We start from the raw sequence: 14,583 nt of genomic DNA, 5'->3' as shown, positions 1-14,583 counted from the left end.
ATCGGTGAAGGCTCGGTAAGGTGTGACAGGGCGTCGTGATGTCCACCAGAACGGTGCCGAGCCCTTGTGCGGTCTCAGATACGCAGCACCTCGGGCGGGTGCTTGGCCGGCCTCAGGCCGCTAGCCCCCGCTCCGGCCCGAACAGCGCCCTGGCCCGCCCGACACCCCGCAGATAACGACACTCCCGCCGCGCGGCGAGCGCCGTCAGCCGCTCTGGCGCACCGATCGCGGCACCGAACCCCTTGAGCAGGAAACCCGCGTGCTCGACGAAGCGCTCGGGGGCGATGCCGAGTCGGGTGAGGATGTCGGGCAGCTCCGCCGGGATCGACCCGCGCTTGCGCGGATGCAGGGCGCGGCCGAGCGAGTCGACCAGGGTCAGATAGCCGTCGAAGGTGAAGGGGATCGACGCGGGGACTTCGGCGGGGTTGCCGAAGGGCAGTAGTGGGGCAGGGGGGAGGCGGTCGAGGACGGTCTCCCAGAGGTGAGTGCTGCGAGCGTCTGGTGAGCTGTCGGCGTGGTCGGTCTCGGGCGCTGCGGCGGTGCACGCCGTTGGCGGGCCCTCGACAACCTCAGGTGTCGATCGCTCTATGACAGCGAACGACCGTCCTGCCGTGTCACCTTCGTCCGCGCGCAAGTCGGCAATCCGCGCCGCAATCCCGGTATGCGCACTCTCCTCCGGCGTCTCCGCGATCCCCGCCCGAATCGGGTTGAGATCGACATAGGCCATCACCGCCAACAACGCCGTCTCATCGAGGATCGCCTGCGAACGGAACCGTCCCTCCCAGAACCGGCCGCGTACCCCGTCCTCCCGACCTTTCTTACCACGGCCGGTGGCGATCATGAACATGATCGCCACCGGCATGGACCTGTTGGTCTCCCTGTGAATAACACCTTTAACGTCTTATAAAAAGAACGATATAAATATTTAAAATCCTCTCAGAGAACGCTAGCATGGATATGGCAGAAATGAAAAACCGGTTTTCTAGCCACTGAAAACCATCCAGACACGCGCCTGAGGCTTCATCATGAAATCCATCCGTGTCGAGCGCGCCCTCAAAAAGCTGGGCGCCGACATCCGCGATGCACGACGGCGCCGGCGCATCAGCACCGAGCTGATGGCCGAGCGCATGGGCGTTTCGCGCGGAACACTCAACCGCCTCGAAGCTGGCAATCCAAACGTCGCAATCAGCGCCTGGGCCTCGGCCCTGATGATTCTCGGTAAGCTTGATGCGCTCGCGGAGCTGATCGACCGGACGAAAGACCCGCTCGGGCTGGATCTCCTCGAGGAGCAGTTGCCGCAGCGCATTCGCGGAGGCCGGGTGCGGTGAGCACGTCCCTGGTTGTCACTTTGGATTGGCTGGGTGAGCGTCGGACGGTCGGCCAGCTCGATGTCTTCACCAGCCAGCGGGGAACCGAGCGCTATCAGTTCACCTATGATCGAGACTGGTGCCGGACGGGCTTCGCCATCGATCCCGACTTGGATCTCTTGCCAGGGATGCCCTTTCAGGCGAGCAAGCTGTGGGGCGCCTTCCAGGACATCGCCCCCGATCGCTGGGGGCGACTCGTCCAGGATCGGGTTCTCGACCGCTACCTGAACGAAAGCGATTACCTCCTGGGGGTCTCCGATCACATGCGGATGGGTGCCTTGCGATTGAGTCTCGCGGAGACTCCTGGAGAATTTCTGGCCCTAACCACAGACGTTCCAAAGCTGGTCCATCTACGAGCCCTGGAAGCCGCGATCGAGCGCCTGGAGCAAGGCGTACAGACCGATACCGACCTCGCGCTCCTCGCCCAGCCGGGCTCATCCCTCGGCGGCGCCCATCCCAAGGCGGCGATCGAGGACAAGGGCAAGCTCTATATCGCCAAATTTCAATCCCGGCTCGATACCGAGCGGGTAGGGGCCTGGGAGGCGACTGTGCTGGATCTCGCGGGAGCAGCGGGCCTGCGCGTGGCGAAGCATCGATTGCTCAACGCGAACGGTGAGCGACCTGTGCTGTTGGTGGAACGGTTTGATCGACAACAAGGAGGAAGGGTTCCGTTCGCCTCGGCCATGACCCTGGCCGCGCGAGACGAGCAGAGTGCGGACGCGGCAAGCTATCTGGAGCTGGCTGATGTCATCAAGGCGACCTCGGCCCAACCCAAGCTCGATCAGGTTGAACTGTGGCGACGCATGACCTTCAACGCTCTGTGCGGCAACACCGACGATCATCTGCGTAATCACGGCTTCCTACGCGAGCCCCAAGGCTGGCGGCTCTCACCGGCTTATGACCTCAACCCCGACCGCCATGCCCTCGACCGGCGCCGCCATGCCCTATCCTTCGATGGCGAGCAACGGCGACCTTCCCTTCAGTTGTGCCTTGATCTGGCGGACTACTTCGGGGTGGACGAGACCATCCAAGCGCATGCCTTGGGTGCTCTGGGCAAGGCCCTAACGTCTTGGCAAGATCTGGCCAAACATAACGGGCTACGGGGAGAGGAGATCAAACGGATGAGCGGAGCCTTTGAGCATGCGGATACTGAGCGGCTCCAGGCACTGACGGTCGTGAGCCGCCAGAAGCGCTCACGCGGGTGCTAGTGAGGGGGTGTGGAAAGGTCCTGAGGTTCCCCTGTTTTTTCGCCCCTCAAGGGGTTGGTCTCATGCGACCGTCTGGTCGCGGCGCTGTTTTGCCTCCCACTGTTGCATGAACTCGACGGGTGAGCGATAGCCGAGCGTCGAGTGCAGTCGCTTGCGGTTGTAGAAGACCTCGATGTACTCGAAGGCCGTCGCGCGCATCGCCTCGCGGGTCGGGAAGCGCTCGCCGAAGACGCGCTCGTGCTTGAAGCTGTTGAACCAGCTCTCGGTCGGGGCGTTGTCCCAGCAGTTGCCGCGCCGGCTCATCGAGCAACGCATGGCGTAGCGACGCAGGCGTTGCTGGAAGGCGTGGCTGGCGTACTGGCTGCCTCGGTCGGAGTGGTGCAGCAGTCCCGGTGGCGGCCGGCGCCGTGCATAGGCCATGTCGAGGGCACTGATGACCAGCTCGGCATCCATGCGTGCGCGCATTGACCAGCCGACGACCTCGCACCCCATCCTCCCGGTTCGCCGCCCGCGCGATCAACTCGTTCAACACCCGCATGAACCATGAGAGATCCGCCAACCGCGCCCGATAGGTCGCAACCAACCCCGCGACCAGATCCAACTCCGCCGCCGTCATCCCCGCCCGCGTCGCAGGCAACAAGAACCGCTCCACCACCTCCGGTCCCCGAAACAGACACCGCCAGCGCCGCAACACCTCGGCATCCGACCACCCCGCTGCCCGATCCGCATCCACCCGCACCACCAGATGCACGTGATTGCTCATCACCGCATAGGCCGCGACATCGATCGCGAACACCCCCGCGAGCTGGCGCAACCGCAGCTCCACCCAGCCGCGCCGATGCTCGAAGCTCCGCCCCGTCAACCGATCGAAGCCGCACAGATACGCCCGCCGCACGCAACGCGTGACGACGTGATACCAGGGCGTATCGGACAAGGAGACGAGCGAGGCGCGGGGACGGGTCATGGGGCATCTCCGCTGGAGGTGTTGGGAGAAGCGTAGGAGAGGGCCTTGGGAGCGTCAACGGTAAGTGGGTGTCCCTTTCAACGGTAAGTGGGTGTCCCTTTAATCCTGTTCGTCTCCCAGATCGATCGTGCTCAACTCGGCGGCGGCCCAACTCATCTCACGTGTTCTGCTCTGCTGATGACGACAAGGCGCTCAGGATCGCTGGTGGCGGGAGATATGTGTAAGGATATGCCTTTAACGCGCCCGCCTAAGGAGATGGGCTATATGACTTGAACTAACTTGTCAACTATTGGTGTGAAATTTTCTATGGATTTTTTTGCTCTAGTGATGTGTTCGCCTGTTAATCCGTCTTTTGCCTTGCAGTCAAATACCGGCTTCCTGGCATTTAGAGAGTATGGTATTAAGCTGTGAAGGTTTGGTATTTTTCCAATATTCCAAAAGTCCGTACCCCAGTCATGTACTTGGCCAAGTGGTTGTAGTTTGTTTATTATGTTGTCTCTGACCGCTTTTTCGACCTGATCTCCAAATATAGACCATCCTTTAGTCATCCCTGATTCTGTTTTTCTTACATTATGCTGCTGCATGACATAACCTAAAAAAATCGGCTTTCCGTCAGGTAGTTTTATTGAATTTCCTGTGTAGGAATTCTTGCATTGTTCCCATTCTTTATTCCAAAGGACAAGTTTTGAACCTAAGTTTTGTGTGCCCCTAATTGAAAAAAGATCAGGAGACATTGGCACTATAAAGTAATTGCTTGCTGCAAGAGCTGAGCGGTTTAAAGCTCCTAGATTTGGGCCTAGGTCAAGCATTGCTATATCGGCCTTTACCTTTTCTGCTGCCCAAAGAACAAGTCTGTATATGGCCGACTGGACACGCAAATCTCCAGCGCTTCCACCTTTTGCGCTAGTCCATGAATTACCTAAGGTGTCTTCGAAGTTGCTAAGTAGAACATCCCCAGGAATTAGATAGAGGTTGGGGTAGTTGCTATTGATCAACGATGGCCGGCGTTTTTTTATGTCGCCGAGCCTTTCGTAAACCGGCTCAAGGGCATTCCATATACTGTTTCCGCGATCTTTCTTCCAGCTTTTCTCAAGGTCAGAGTCAAACATTGAATAAGCAGAGAGGTTGCACTGGCTGTCAAGGTCAACTAGGAGAACGGTTTTTTTTCTTCTCTCAAGTAAGTGGGCAATATGGTACATATAGGTGGTTTTTCCTACTCCACCCTTATTGTTAAATATAGAGACTATTTTCATTTTTCACCTTGATTTTGTGGTAGCGCTCTGACCGATAAGGATTTGATTGAGCTTTTACATATCCTCCGCGCGTCGCTCCATCCCCCCCAAATACCCCCCAACCGCCCGCTCAATCTCAAACCGCCCCGCCGCCTCCCGCAACACCGCCTTCGGCAACGGATCATCCAGCGTCGCCTTGATCGATTCGGCCAGTGCTGCATCGTCGCCGACCGGGACCAGGGGGCCGTAGCGGCCGTCCTGGAGGATCTCGCGCGGGCCGCTGGGGCAATCGGTGGAGACCACCGGGGTGCCGACGGCCAGCGCCTCGACGGGGACGAAGGGCAGGCCCTCCCAGCGCGAGGAGAAGGCGAGCAGGGCGGCGTGGGCCATGTAGGCGTAGGGCTCGGGGACGAAGCCGGGGAGGGCGAAGTCGGCGCCGACGCCGAGGTCGTCGGCGAGGCGCAGCAGGCGCTCGCGGGCGCTGCCGCGACCGAGGATCATCAGTCGGCAGGGGCGCTCGGCGCGCACCCGGGCGAAGGCGCGCAGCAGGGTGGCGAAGTCCTTGCGGCTGCACAGCTCGCCGACGCTGAGGATGAGCGGCGGGGCGTCGTCGGCGAACCAGGGGTGATCGGGACGTGGCTGTTGCTCGGTGAACAGCCGCGCCGGGACGATCGGCGAGTCGACCGGGTGGATGCGCTCACGCGGCAGGCCGGTGTAGCGGGCCATGTCGTCGGCGGCGCCGACGCTCGGCACCAGCACGCGATCGGCGAAGCGGTAGAGCCAGCCCATCGAGTGACGTTGCACCCAGCGGTCGAGCGGCCCGCGCGAGGCGAGATCGACCGAGATGGTGATCCCCGAGCGCAGCACCAATCGGGTCGGGGTGCGTGCCAGTGCGCGCGCGGCGAGTGCCAGACGGTTGACCTTGTCCTTGTCGGAGAGCAGCACGTCGGGACGCTCGCGGCGCAGATAGCGCACCAGCGCGGGCAGGGTGGCGAGGGTGTGGCGGGTGCCGAGGTCGATGATGCGCAGCCCCGGCGGCTGATCGGTGAGTTCGGGGCCGTGGCCGCGCACCTTGAGCAGGTCGACGCGGTGGCCGCGGCGGGCGATCGCCGGCAGCAGGTGACGGGCGAGCCGGTCGACGCCGCTGTGTCCCGAGGTGGAGAGGAAGCAGGCGATGTGTGCGGGCTCGGTCATGCGGCGCGGGTCTCGGTGGCCGGATGACGATCGGGCGCCATCCGTGGTGCTCGGGCGTCCGCCAGCGGCGCGCGGCGGACGCGGTCCTGTGGGGTCATTCTGCGCCAGCGCGCGCGGCTTGGCCAGCGGCGCGTGGCGCGGACTCAGTCGCTCGCGATCCAGTCGAGCGGGTCCTCGTGCGGGGCGGGCGTGAGCCCCGGCCGCTCGATGAACAGACGGTGCCAGATCGCGAACTGCAGCAGCCCGAACAGCTCGCGCCCGCCGCCGTGCCCGGCGCGGCGCGCGGCAACCAGCGCGGGCAGGGCCTCGGGGCGGAACCAGGTGCGGATGCCGTCGTTGCGCGCCAGCAGCTCGCCGACCCGGGCGGCGCGCTCGCCTCCGAGCCAGTCGCCGACCGGGACGTGGAAGCCGCGCTTGGGCGCGCTCAGGTGCCCCGGCGGCAGCAGCGGCTCGGCCCAGCGCTTGAGCAGCCACTTGCCGTTGCCGTCGCGGGTCTTGAGCGTGTCGGGTAGCGCCAGCCCGAACTCGACCAGACGGTGGTCGAGGAAGGGCACCCGGCCCTCGACGCCGAAGCCCATCAGCATGCGGTCGGTCTTCACCAGCAGGTTGTCGGGCAGCGCGGTCACCAGGTCGGTGTACTGACGTCGCTGCAGGTCGGACCAGTCGCCGGGGGTGGCCTGCCAGGCGGCGACGAAGGGGGCGCGATCGGGCGGCTCGACGGTCGCGAGCGCCGCACCGTACAGCGCCCGTTGCCAGCGTCCGGCCCACTGTCCCCGGGTGCGGAAGCCGCCGCTGCCGGGACGCAGCAGCCCCTTGCCCCAGCGCTCCAGCCGCGGCGGGCGGTAGCGGCCATAACCGCCGAACACCTCGTCGCCGCCCTCGCCGGAGAACACCACCTTGAGTTCGGCGCTGGCCTGCTCGGCGAGGATCGAGGTCGGCAGACAGGCATAGTCGCGCATCAGTTCGTCGGCGGCCCAGATGCTGTGGGGGATGCGACCGAAGACCTGATCCAGCTCCAGCTCCAGACGGTGATGCTCGAAGCCGAAGTGCGCCGCGACCCGCTCGGCGGCATCGAGTTCGTCGGCCATGCGGGTGCCGCGATAGCCGACCGAGAAGCTGTGGATGCGCCCGGCGCCGTGGCGGTGGAGCAGGGCGGCGAGCACCGCCGAGTCGACCCCGCCGGAGAGGAACAGGCCGAAGGGCACGTCGGCGCGCATGTGCTCGCGCATCGCCGCGTCGAGCCGCTCGCCGAGCTCGTAGCTGGCGTACTCGGGGCCGATGTCGCGCGGGGCGACGCGCCGCGCCGACCAGTAGCGGTGATGGGTGAGGTTGAGCTCGGGGTCGATCACCAGTGCCTCGCCCGGCGGGACGCGGCGCACGCCCTCGATCAGGGTGTCCTCGCCGGCGGCGAACTGGTGATGCAGGAACTGGCGCAGTGCCGGGGCCGAGACCCGCGGCGACTCGGGCAGCAGCGCGAGCAGCGCCTTGAGCTCGGAGGCGAACACCACCCGGTCGGGCAGCCGGGCGTAGAACAGCGGTTTGATGCCGAGCCGGTCGCGGGCGAGGATCAGCCGCTCGCGCCGACGGTCGTGTAGCGCGAAGGCGTACATGCCGCGCAGCCGTTCGAGCGCGTCGAGTCCGTGCACCGCGTAGGCGTGGAGGATGGTCTCGGAGTCCGAGCCGGTGCGCGCCACCCGCCCGGCGGCGCCGAGCGCGGCGTTGAGCTCGCGATAGTTGTAGACCTCGCCGTTGGCCACTAGCGCCAGCCCGTCGGCGGGCGCGAGCAGCGGCTGGTGCCCGGTCTCCAGCCCGATGATCGACAGCCGCGATTGCGCCAGCCCCACCGCGCCCTCGCGATAGAGCCCGCTGTCGTCCGGGCCGCGGTGTCCGAGCCGCTCGATCATGCGCTCGAGCGTGCCGGGCGCGGGCTCGATCCCGGCGCGCAGGATGAAACCGGCGATCCCGCACATCAGCGCGACCCCGTCTCGGTTGGATGCTGTCTGGCCATAGGTCCTCGCCCCCTCATGTCTCGACGCACCGCGCTGGTGCGACCGCTCCCCATGATACGAGGCGCCGGCCGGTTGTCGAGGGGTGAGGCGGGCGGTGGTCAGCCGCCAGAAGATGTGAACCGCAAAGTCGCGAAGGGCGCGAAGGGTTCGTGTGGTTGGCGTTCAGCCGTTTGATAAATGGGTGTCCCTTTTTAGAGTCATTATCGAGCGCGAGGGGCTGGGCCGCCGTAAAAATGTGCGGCTGTAGTACTAAGAAGCGGTAGGTTGGGCTGCTGCTGCGCGGCAACCCAACATCTTCGTCAAGGTCTCATGGCTGACGTCGATGCCCGCGAGAGGTCCACTACAGTGTTGGGTTGCCCACCGATCAAAGGCCACCGTGCGATTGCTGGGGCAGCGCATCGGTGGGCAGCCCAACCTACAGCGCTGGCGGTTTGAACCCGCCTCCCCGCTATCCGATCAGGCCGCAGTGGCGATGCGCGAGTGCATCAGGCTGTCGTGGTCGGGCTCGCCGGGCAGGCGGTTGCTGTCGCGCGCGTACTCGATGTGGTTAGCGAGTTGGTCGAAGACGCGCTCGAAGTGGCCGACCACCTCGGGGTCGAACTGGTCGCCGGCGTGGCGGACGATCTCCTCGGCGGCGAGGTCGGCAGGCATGCCACGACGATAGGGGCGCTCCGAGGTCATGGCGTCGAAGGCGTCGGCCACGGCGATGATGCGTGATTCGAGCGGGATCTGCTCACCGCGCAGCCGGTTGGGGTAGCCACGTCCATCGATGCGTTCGTGATGGTGGAGGACGATGCGCGCGACCTCGCGGAAGGTCGGCAGGCGCTGGAGGATGTCGAAGCCGATGCGCGGGTGGAGCTGAATCTGCAGCTTCTCGACCTCGGTGAGTCGACCGGGCTTGTTGAGGATGCCGTCGGGCACGCCGACCTTGCCGATGTCGTGCAGATGGGCGGCGATGTGCAGTCGCTGGTGGATGGTGACGGGTAGCGACATCTGCTCGGAGAGCAGTTCGGAGTAGAGCGCCACCCGGAAGGAATGCTCGGAGGTGTAGGGGTCACGGGCGTTGAGGGTGCTGATCACGACGTCGACGACGTCATGGATACGAACGAGTTCGGGGATCATCGGGGTCCTGGACGACGGTGGACGGCGGGGCGGTGGCCCCGCCGTAGGGCTTAGGCGGCAGGGCGCGCCGTGGCGGGTTGGACCTCGACGAGATCGGCGATGGCTCGGGCGAAGGCATCGACGCTGGAGCGTTCGAGCAGTACACAGGGCTTGGCCATGCGTTTGCAGAAGCGCTTGGTGCGCTGATAGGCGTCGTGGCTGCAGTTGTCGGCGGGACAGATGACCGCATCGGCCTTGGCCAGCAGGGATTCGAGGCGCTGACGATTGTCCTCCAGTCCGCCGTCGTGACGAATCAGCTCACCGTTGCAGCGTGTCACCAGCGTGCGATAGCGGCTGGCCATCGAGCTGAGGCCGCCGACACAGAGGATGCAGCGACCGTCGAGATCCGGGGCCGGGTCTCCCTCGGCGGCGCAATCACCACAGCCGTGTTGCCGTTCGAGGTGTGCGAGTCGTTGTTCGAGCTGGCGCACGCGGTGCTCGCGCTGGGTCAGCCGCTCGGCCAGGGCATCACGGTGTGCCCGCTCGCGTTCGAGCTGTGCCTCCAGGGTGGCGACCCGGGCGCTGGCCTGCTCGGCCCGGCGCCGCTCTTCGTCGAGGTTGGCAATCAGGTCCTGATCGCGCAATGCCGTGAGTTCGTCCTCGGCGCGTTCGAGGGCGCGCTCCAGCCCTTGGCGTTGTTCGAGGGTCTGTTCGAGGTGCTCGATACGGGTCTCGCGCTCGCCGAGGCTGCGGTTGAGCCGACGCTCGCGCTCGGCGGCGTCGCGCTGGGCGCGGTCGAGCTGGGCGCGGGCCTCGCGCAGCGCGCGCAGATCGGCGCCCAGTCCGGCACCGATCTGGTGCGAGAGCATGTGCACGTCCTCGTAGGCACGCACGCAGAGCATGGCGTCGGCATGGGGGTGGGTCATCAGTGCCCAGAAGGCCCCGGGGATCTCGCCCTCGGCGCGGGCCTGCTCCCAGAGCACGGCGACCTGTTCGCTGTCCTTGGCCCGGGCGAAGCGTTTGATCATCCGCGCGTGCTTGCGTTCGAGCGCCTTGTGGGTGGCCTGGGAGAGCGGTCCGCGCTGCTCGGCGGCGGCGACACAGCGCACATGGATGTCGAAGTCGCTGGCGTGTGCGTGCTGGCGCACCCCGCTCTTGCGCGCGATCTCGCGCAGCTCGTCGACGTGCAGGCAGGTGCCGATCACCGGACAGTGGAACTTGTGCGCAAGGTCCCACAGCTTACGTCGTCGGCTGGAGGCGCGTTGTCCTGACGCGGGGGGCACGATCGGTGTCGCGATGGTGGCGGAGGAGAGGGAGGGTCGAGGCTCGCACATGCCGGACTCCTTCGGCGTGAGGTGGTTCGAGATGGAGTCAATAATAATTCTCATTAACGAGAAAGCAAGGGGTTTCAGCTGACAGCGACCAGCCATCAGCCACCAGTTGCCAGCCATCAGATGCCGGAGAGGGTAAACCGCAAAGAACGCGAAAGGGGACATGCGAGCGGTTTCCAGGCGTCGTCTGGCGAGGGGGCGTCCTCCGCATTGTCCTCCCTTTCCTGGGAACGACAGGCAGCAGTAAAGCCTCTCGTGCCCTGCGCCAGTCGTTGAGGTCAACACTCACTGGTGGCTGGTCGCTGGTGACTGTCCCCTCCCATCGTTAACAGGCAGCCTCCAGTGTCGGTTTGCGGTCAACCTTGGCGATACGAGACGAGCCTGCTCCTCTCGCTGGCGGCTGACGGCAGAAAGCCTGTCTTCTCTTCGCGTTCTTCGCGGCTTTGCGGTTCACCCTCTCTGGCGACTGAAAGCTGACCGCTATCCCTGACCATTGATATCTCGCATTTGAGAATAGTTATCGTTAATTTACCTTGATCGGCCCCTTTCTAGCTAGATGCCCCGCCTAAAGGAGGCCCGATCATGTCCATCCCCAGTCCCCGGACGTTGGCGCTGTTGTGCGCGCTCGGCGTCGTCCCGGTCCAGGCACAGGAGCCGGCCCAGATGCTGGCAGACGACCACCACGCCACCATGCACGAGGTCGAACTGCTCTCGCTGCCCCACACGCAGCTGCCGGTCGCGATCCTGGAGCTGCCGCCGGCGCAGCGCGCCCGGGTCCAACAAGAGCTGTTGACGGTCTATCCGCCGCAGATCCTGCCGCGGGTCGAGCGTGCCCTGGTTCTCGAGCGGCAGTTGCGTGCGGCGGTGCTCGAAGATGGCGCGACGGTCGCGGAGCTTGCTTCTGAACTTGACGAGCTGGCGCGGCTCGAACGCGAGATCACCGAGCTGCGGATCGAGGCGCTGGTGCGATTGCGTGCACTCACCAACGCCGAGCAGTTCGCCCGCTTGGTGGGCGGCGAGGCGGCGGGGGATCGACGATGAGCCGAGTCCATGGTTCGTTGGCGCTGGGGATCTGTGGTGCCTTGGGGGCCGCCTCGGCGCTGGCCGAGCCGGTCGTCGAGCTGGGGCCGATCAGCGTCACCGCCACCCGCTCGCAGACCTCCCTCGAGCGGGTGCCGACGGCGGTGCAGGTGCTCGATCGCGACACCATCGAGCGTCACGACGCCAGTCGGCTCGGCGACGTGTTACCGCTGGCCCAGGGGGTCCATCTGCAGCGCAAGGGGACCCGCGAGACGGTCTCGATCCGCGGTTTCTCCAACGAGCAGACGCTGATCCTGATCGACGGTCGCCGGGTCGCCGCCGAGCCCTCGCAGAAACACGAACTCGATCGCATCCCCTTGGCCGATATCGAGCGCGTCGAGATCGTGCGCGGTCCGGGCAGTACCCTCTACGGCGCCGACGCGCTTGGCGGGGTGATCAACGTCATCACCCGCGACCCCACCGCGCCCCGGCTCGACTGGCGCGCCCGCTGTACCGGCTATGAACTCGACGACGGCTCGCGCTGTGAGGGTGATGTCTATGGGGTGATCACCCCGCTGCCCGGGCTAGGGGTGTCGCTCACGGGGACGACGATCGATCAGGGCGAGGTCGCCCTCGACGACGGCGAGACCCAGATCGAGCGTGAGCGCTTCAACCGCTTCGCCCTCGGTGTCGACTGGCGTCTCGCCCCGGACTGGCGGCTGGTGGCCGATCTCGCCTATCTGCAGAGCGACAGCGCCTACAGCACCCTGGCCGGCAAGGGCGGGCTGCAGCGCACCGATGAAGACGACACCCGCACCGATCTCGCGCTCGCGCTCGAGTACGACGACGGCGAGCGCGACGGGCGGCTGCGTGTCTATCGCTCCGAACTCGACAAGGATCGCGAGCTCAGTGATGAGTCCAGCGGCCGGCTGATCGACTTCGACGAGGTCGCGGTGGTGCGTACGGTGGTCGAGGGGCAGTTCGGCTGGCGTCCCTGGGACGACCACCATCTCACCCTCGGCGCCGAGTACCGCCAGGAGGCCTTCGAGGGCAACACCATCGACAGCGGCGAGGGGGTCTACGAGGTCGAGCGCGATGGCATCCTCACCCTCGGCTCGGAATCGACCATCGATGACTCGGCCTTCTATCTGCAGGACCAGTGGCAGGTCTCGTCGCGCCTGGAGCTGGTGCTCGGCGGCCGCTACGACGCCTCGGACCAGTTCGACGACCGCGCCACCGGCAGCCTCGGCGCCGTCTACAGGCTGTTCGACGGCGCTGAGCGCGGGCTGCGGCTGCGCGCCCAGCTCGGCCAGGGCTATCGGGTGCCGACGGTGCGCGATCTCTATGTCGATGTCGCCAAGCCGAGGTTCACCCGGCTCGGCAACCCCGACCTGGAGCCCGAGCAGTCGACCAGCCTGGATCTCGGGGTCGAGGGACACTGGGGCGCCTGGCAGGCGAGCCTGGGGGTCTTCCGCAACTGGGTCGACGACCTGATCGACGTGCACACCATCGCTCGTCGCGCCGACGGCAAGCCGATCTATCAGTACGCCAACATCGGTACGGCACGGCTGCAGGGCGTCGAGACCGCGCTCGACTGGCGCCCGAGCGCCGATCTCGGGGTCGGGTTGCAGTACAGCTATCTCGATGCCAACGACACCGAGGCCGATGCCCGCCTCCAGGACCGGCCGCGCCACCGTCTGGTCGCCACCCTCGACTACGACTATCGCCCCTGGGACCTGGGGGTGAGCCTGGTCGGCGACTACAGCCTCGGGGTGCTTGACTCGGTCTCCGGGCGCGAGAAGGGCACCGGGGTGTGGAACCTCGACCTGTCGCGTCCGCTGGTCGCCGGGCTCGACCTGCGCCTCGGCGTCGACAACCTGTTCGACGTGCGCGACGACGACCTGCTGCTGGTCGGACGTGCCGTCTATCTCGGGGTCGAGGGGCGGTTCTGAGCGCCGCGACTCACCGCTCGACGTGCTCGGGCTCCGGCCCGAGCAGTTCGAGCCGTCCACGTGGCGCGGCGCGCAGTCGGTAGCGGGCGCCACGATGGATGATCAGCAGCTCGCGATCGTGAGCGAGTAACTCCGCGCTGTAAACGCTCAGGGGTTGGCGCTGGCGACGCCGCTCGCCGACAGATGGTGGCTGCATGATAGGAGACTCCTGTTCTCGGGTATTGCAGTTGCTGGATTCTTGTACAATAATGATAACCGTTATCATTTAATTGTGAAGTCCGGCCATCCGCGCCCTCGCGTGTGCCCCGGGCCTCAGGAGGTCTCTGCATGCGTCTTCACCTCTCACTCCTGCCCCCGATCGCTGTCATCGCCGCCGTGCTTTGCCTGATGTTGTTACCCGAGCACGGCGCCACCGGCGCGCCGGCGGCTGGCGGCGAGGTCGTCGCCCAGGTGCAGTCATGAGCGCGTCAGCGCGCGCGACCGGGCCTGCGGCCGCCTCGCGTCAGCTTGCTAACCTGATCGGTGGCTGTTGGCGTATCCCCTGGTCGGGGGCGGCGTTCACCGTGGGGAGCGTGCGAGTGGCGCGTTCCTCGGGGTTGGACGTGACTGCGGCGATCGCCGCCGCCGGGGTCGCCGCCCCAGTCTGGGAGGAGCGCGGTCGCGGTGCCCGCGTGGCGCGGCTCGAGCGGGCCGGGGCGTTGATCGAGCAGCGGCGTTTCGAGCACGGGTTCGGTACATATCATTCGGGCGACGAGCCGCAGGCCACACTGTGGCGTGCGCCCCGTCGCCTGATCGATGCGGCCTGGCAACGGGTACAGCATGTCGATCAGCGCGCCGAATCGCGTGCTGGGGTCGCGGTCGATGCCCGGGGTGTGCGTTGGTTGGCGGTGCCGGTGAATGCCGAACCACTGCCTGAGCTGGCGCGCGCGCTGCACGTCCTGCGGCGCGGCGAGACCCTGGTGGTGGCGCTGCTGTTCGATGACCGTCATCCGCAAGGGGTCGCGGTCGCCGCGCTCTGGTGCGCGCTGGCGCGCTGTTTACCGCCCGGGGTGTTGAATGTGCTCTGTGGCCTGGGGTTGGAGCTGGGGGTGTCGCTGGTCGAGGCCAGTGGGCGGGTGGCGCGTGTGCGTCCCGCTCAGCGACCCGCGGCGCCGCTGCAGCCCTGGCCAGGGCGGTCGACTGGCCCCCTGGCCGTGGTGTCGTGA

12 protein-coding genes and 2 pseudogenes are annotated in these 14,583 nt (G+C 65.9%); 6 read left to right on the top strand and 8 right to left on the bottom strand.

Translation table 11 applies throughout. The features are described from left to right. Positions 1 to 112: 112 nt before the first annotated feature. A pseudogene (locus tag HF203_RS06195) lies at positions 113 to 811 on the bottom strand (transposase); the annotation flags it as partial. 214 nt (positions 812 to 1,025) lie between these two features. On the opposite strand from HF203_RS06195, the gene HF203_RS06190 reads away from it, so the two are divergent. Together HF203_RS06190 and HF203_RS06185 are read left to right on the top strand one after the other, a co-directional pair. Then, positions 1,026 to 1,328: a helix-turn-helix domain-containing protein gene (locus HF203_RS06190; RefSeq protein WP_005221553.1), complete on the top strand. Its 303-nt coding sequence runs from the start codon at positions 1,026 to 1,028 to the stop codon at positions 1,326 to 1,328. Next, positions 1,325 to 2,575: a HipA domain-containing protein gene (locus HF203_RS06185; RefSeq protein ID WP_168667714.1), complete on the top strand. Its 1,251-nt coding sequence runs from the start codon at positions 1,325 to 1,327 to the stop codon at positions 2,573 to 2,575. The genes HF203_RS06190 and HF203_RS06185 overlap by 4 nt, the downstream gene beginning before the upstream one ends. 60 nt (positions 2,576 to 2,635) lie before the next feature. On the opposite strand, the pseudogene HF203_RS06180 reads toward HF203_RS06185, so the two are convergent. The 6 genes and pseudogenes from HF203_RS06180 to HF203_RS06155 form a co-directional block, all read right to left on the bottom strand. Beyond that, positions 2,636 to 3,058: pseudogene (locus HF203_RS06180) on the bottom strand (IS3 family transposase); the annotation flags it as partial. Between the two features lie 741 nt (positions 3,059 to 3,799). Beyond that, a complete protein-coding gene (locus HF203_RS06175) occupies positions 3,800 to 4,792 on the bottom strand; it encodes a ParA family protein (protein ID WP_168667712.1) in 993 nt (330 codons plus the stop codon). A gap of 54 nt (positions 4,793 to 4,846) precedes the next feature. Next, positions 4,847 to 5,965 carry a glycosyltransferase gene (locus HF203_RS06170; RefSeq protein ID WP_168667711.1) on the bottom strand — a complete coding sequence of 373 codons (1,119 nt, stop codon included), beginning with the start codon at positions 5,963 to 5,965 and terminating at the stop codon, positions 4,847 to 4,849. Positions 5,966 to 6,108: 143 nt separating this feature from the next. Next, positions 6,109 to 7,935 (bottom strand): asparagine synthase (glutamine-hydrolyzing), encoded by a 1,827-nt coding sequence (gene asnB / locus HF203_RS06165; RefSeq protein WP_168667710.1) that lies wholly within the window; start codon positions 7,933 to 7,935, stop codon positions 6,109 to 6,111. A gap of 495 nt (positions 7,936 to 8,430) precedes the next feature. Beyond that, the gene (locus tag HF203_RS06160; protein WP_168667709.1) at positions 8,431 to 9,096 is read right to left on the bottom strand and encodes an HD-GYP domain-containing protein; all 666 of its coding nucleotides are present in this window, start codon (positions 9,094 to 9,096) and stop codon (positions 8,431 to 8,433) included. Positions 9,097 to 9,146: 50 nt separating this feature from the next. After that, positions 9,147 to 10,409: a DUF2325 domain-containing protein gene (locus HF203_RS06155; protein WP_168667707.1), complete on the bottom strand. Its 1,263-nt coding sequence runs from the start codon at positions 10,407 to 10,409 to the stop codon at positions 9,147 to 9,149. Between the two features lie 579 nt (positions 10,410 to 10,988). On the opposite strand from HF203_RS06155, the gene HF203_RS06150 reads away from it, so the two are divergent. After that, entirely contained in the window at positions 10,989 to 11,447 is a 459-nt protein-coding gene (locus HF203_RS06150) for a hypothetical protein (protein ID WP_168667705.1), read from the top strand. Continuing rightward, a complete protein-coding gene (locus HF203_RS06145; RefSeq protein WP_168667703.1) occupies positions 11,444 to 13,378 on the top strand; it encodes a TonB-dependent receptor plug domain-containing protein in 1,935 nt (644 codons plus the stop codon). The genes HF203_RS06150 and HF203_RS06145 overlap by 4 nt, the downstream gene beginning before the upstream one ends. 10 nt (positions 13,379 to 13,388) lie before the next feature. Here HF203_RS06145 and hemP read toward each other — a convergent pair whose 3' ends face one another. Next, entirely contained in the window at positions 13,389 to 13,574 is a 186-nt protein-coding gene (hemP, locus tag HF203_RS06140) for a hemin uptake protein HemP (protein WP_168667701.1), read from the bottom strand. Between the two features lie 131 nt (positions 13,575 to 13,705). Here hemP and HF203_RS16250 point away from each other — a divergent pair, with 131 nt between their 5' ends. Together HF203_RS16250 and HF203_RS06135 are read left to right on the top strand one after the other, a co-directional pair. Then, complete coding sequence (locus HF203_RS16250; RefSeq protein WP_281349795.1) at positions 13,706 to 13,840, top strand: hypothetical protein; 135 nt, start codon at positions 13,706 to 13,708, stop codon at positions 13,838 to 13,840. Continuing rightward, positions 13,837 to 14,583, top strand: coding sequence for an aldehyde dehydrogenase family protein (locus HF203_RS06135; RefSeq protein WP_168667700.1), 747 nt, complete (start codon positions 13,837 to 13,839; stop codon positions 14,581 to 14,583). The genes HF203_RS16250 and HF203_RS06135 overlap by 4 nt, the downstream gene beginning before the upstream one ends.

It is taken from the genome of Marichromatium bheemlicum (assembly GCF_012276755.1).
GTDB classification, from domain to species: Bacteria; Pseudomonadota; Gammaproteobacteria; order Chromatiales; family Chromatiaceae; genus Marichromatium; species Marichromatium bheemlicum.
Note: the sequence above shows the minus strand (reverse complement) of the source record. Positions and strands in the feature narration are given on the sequence as shown.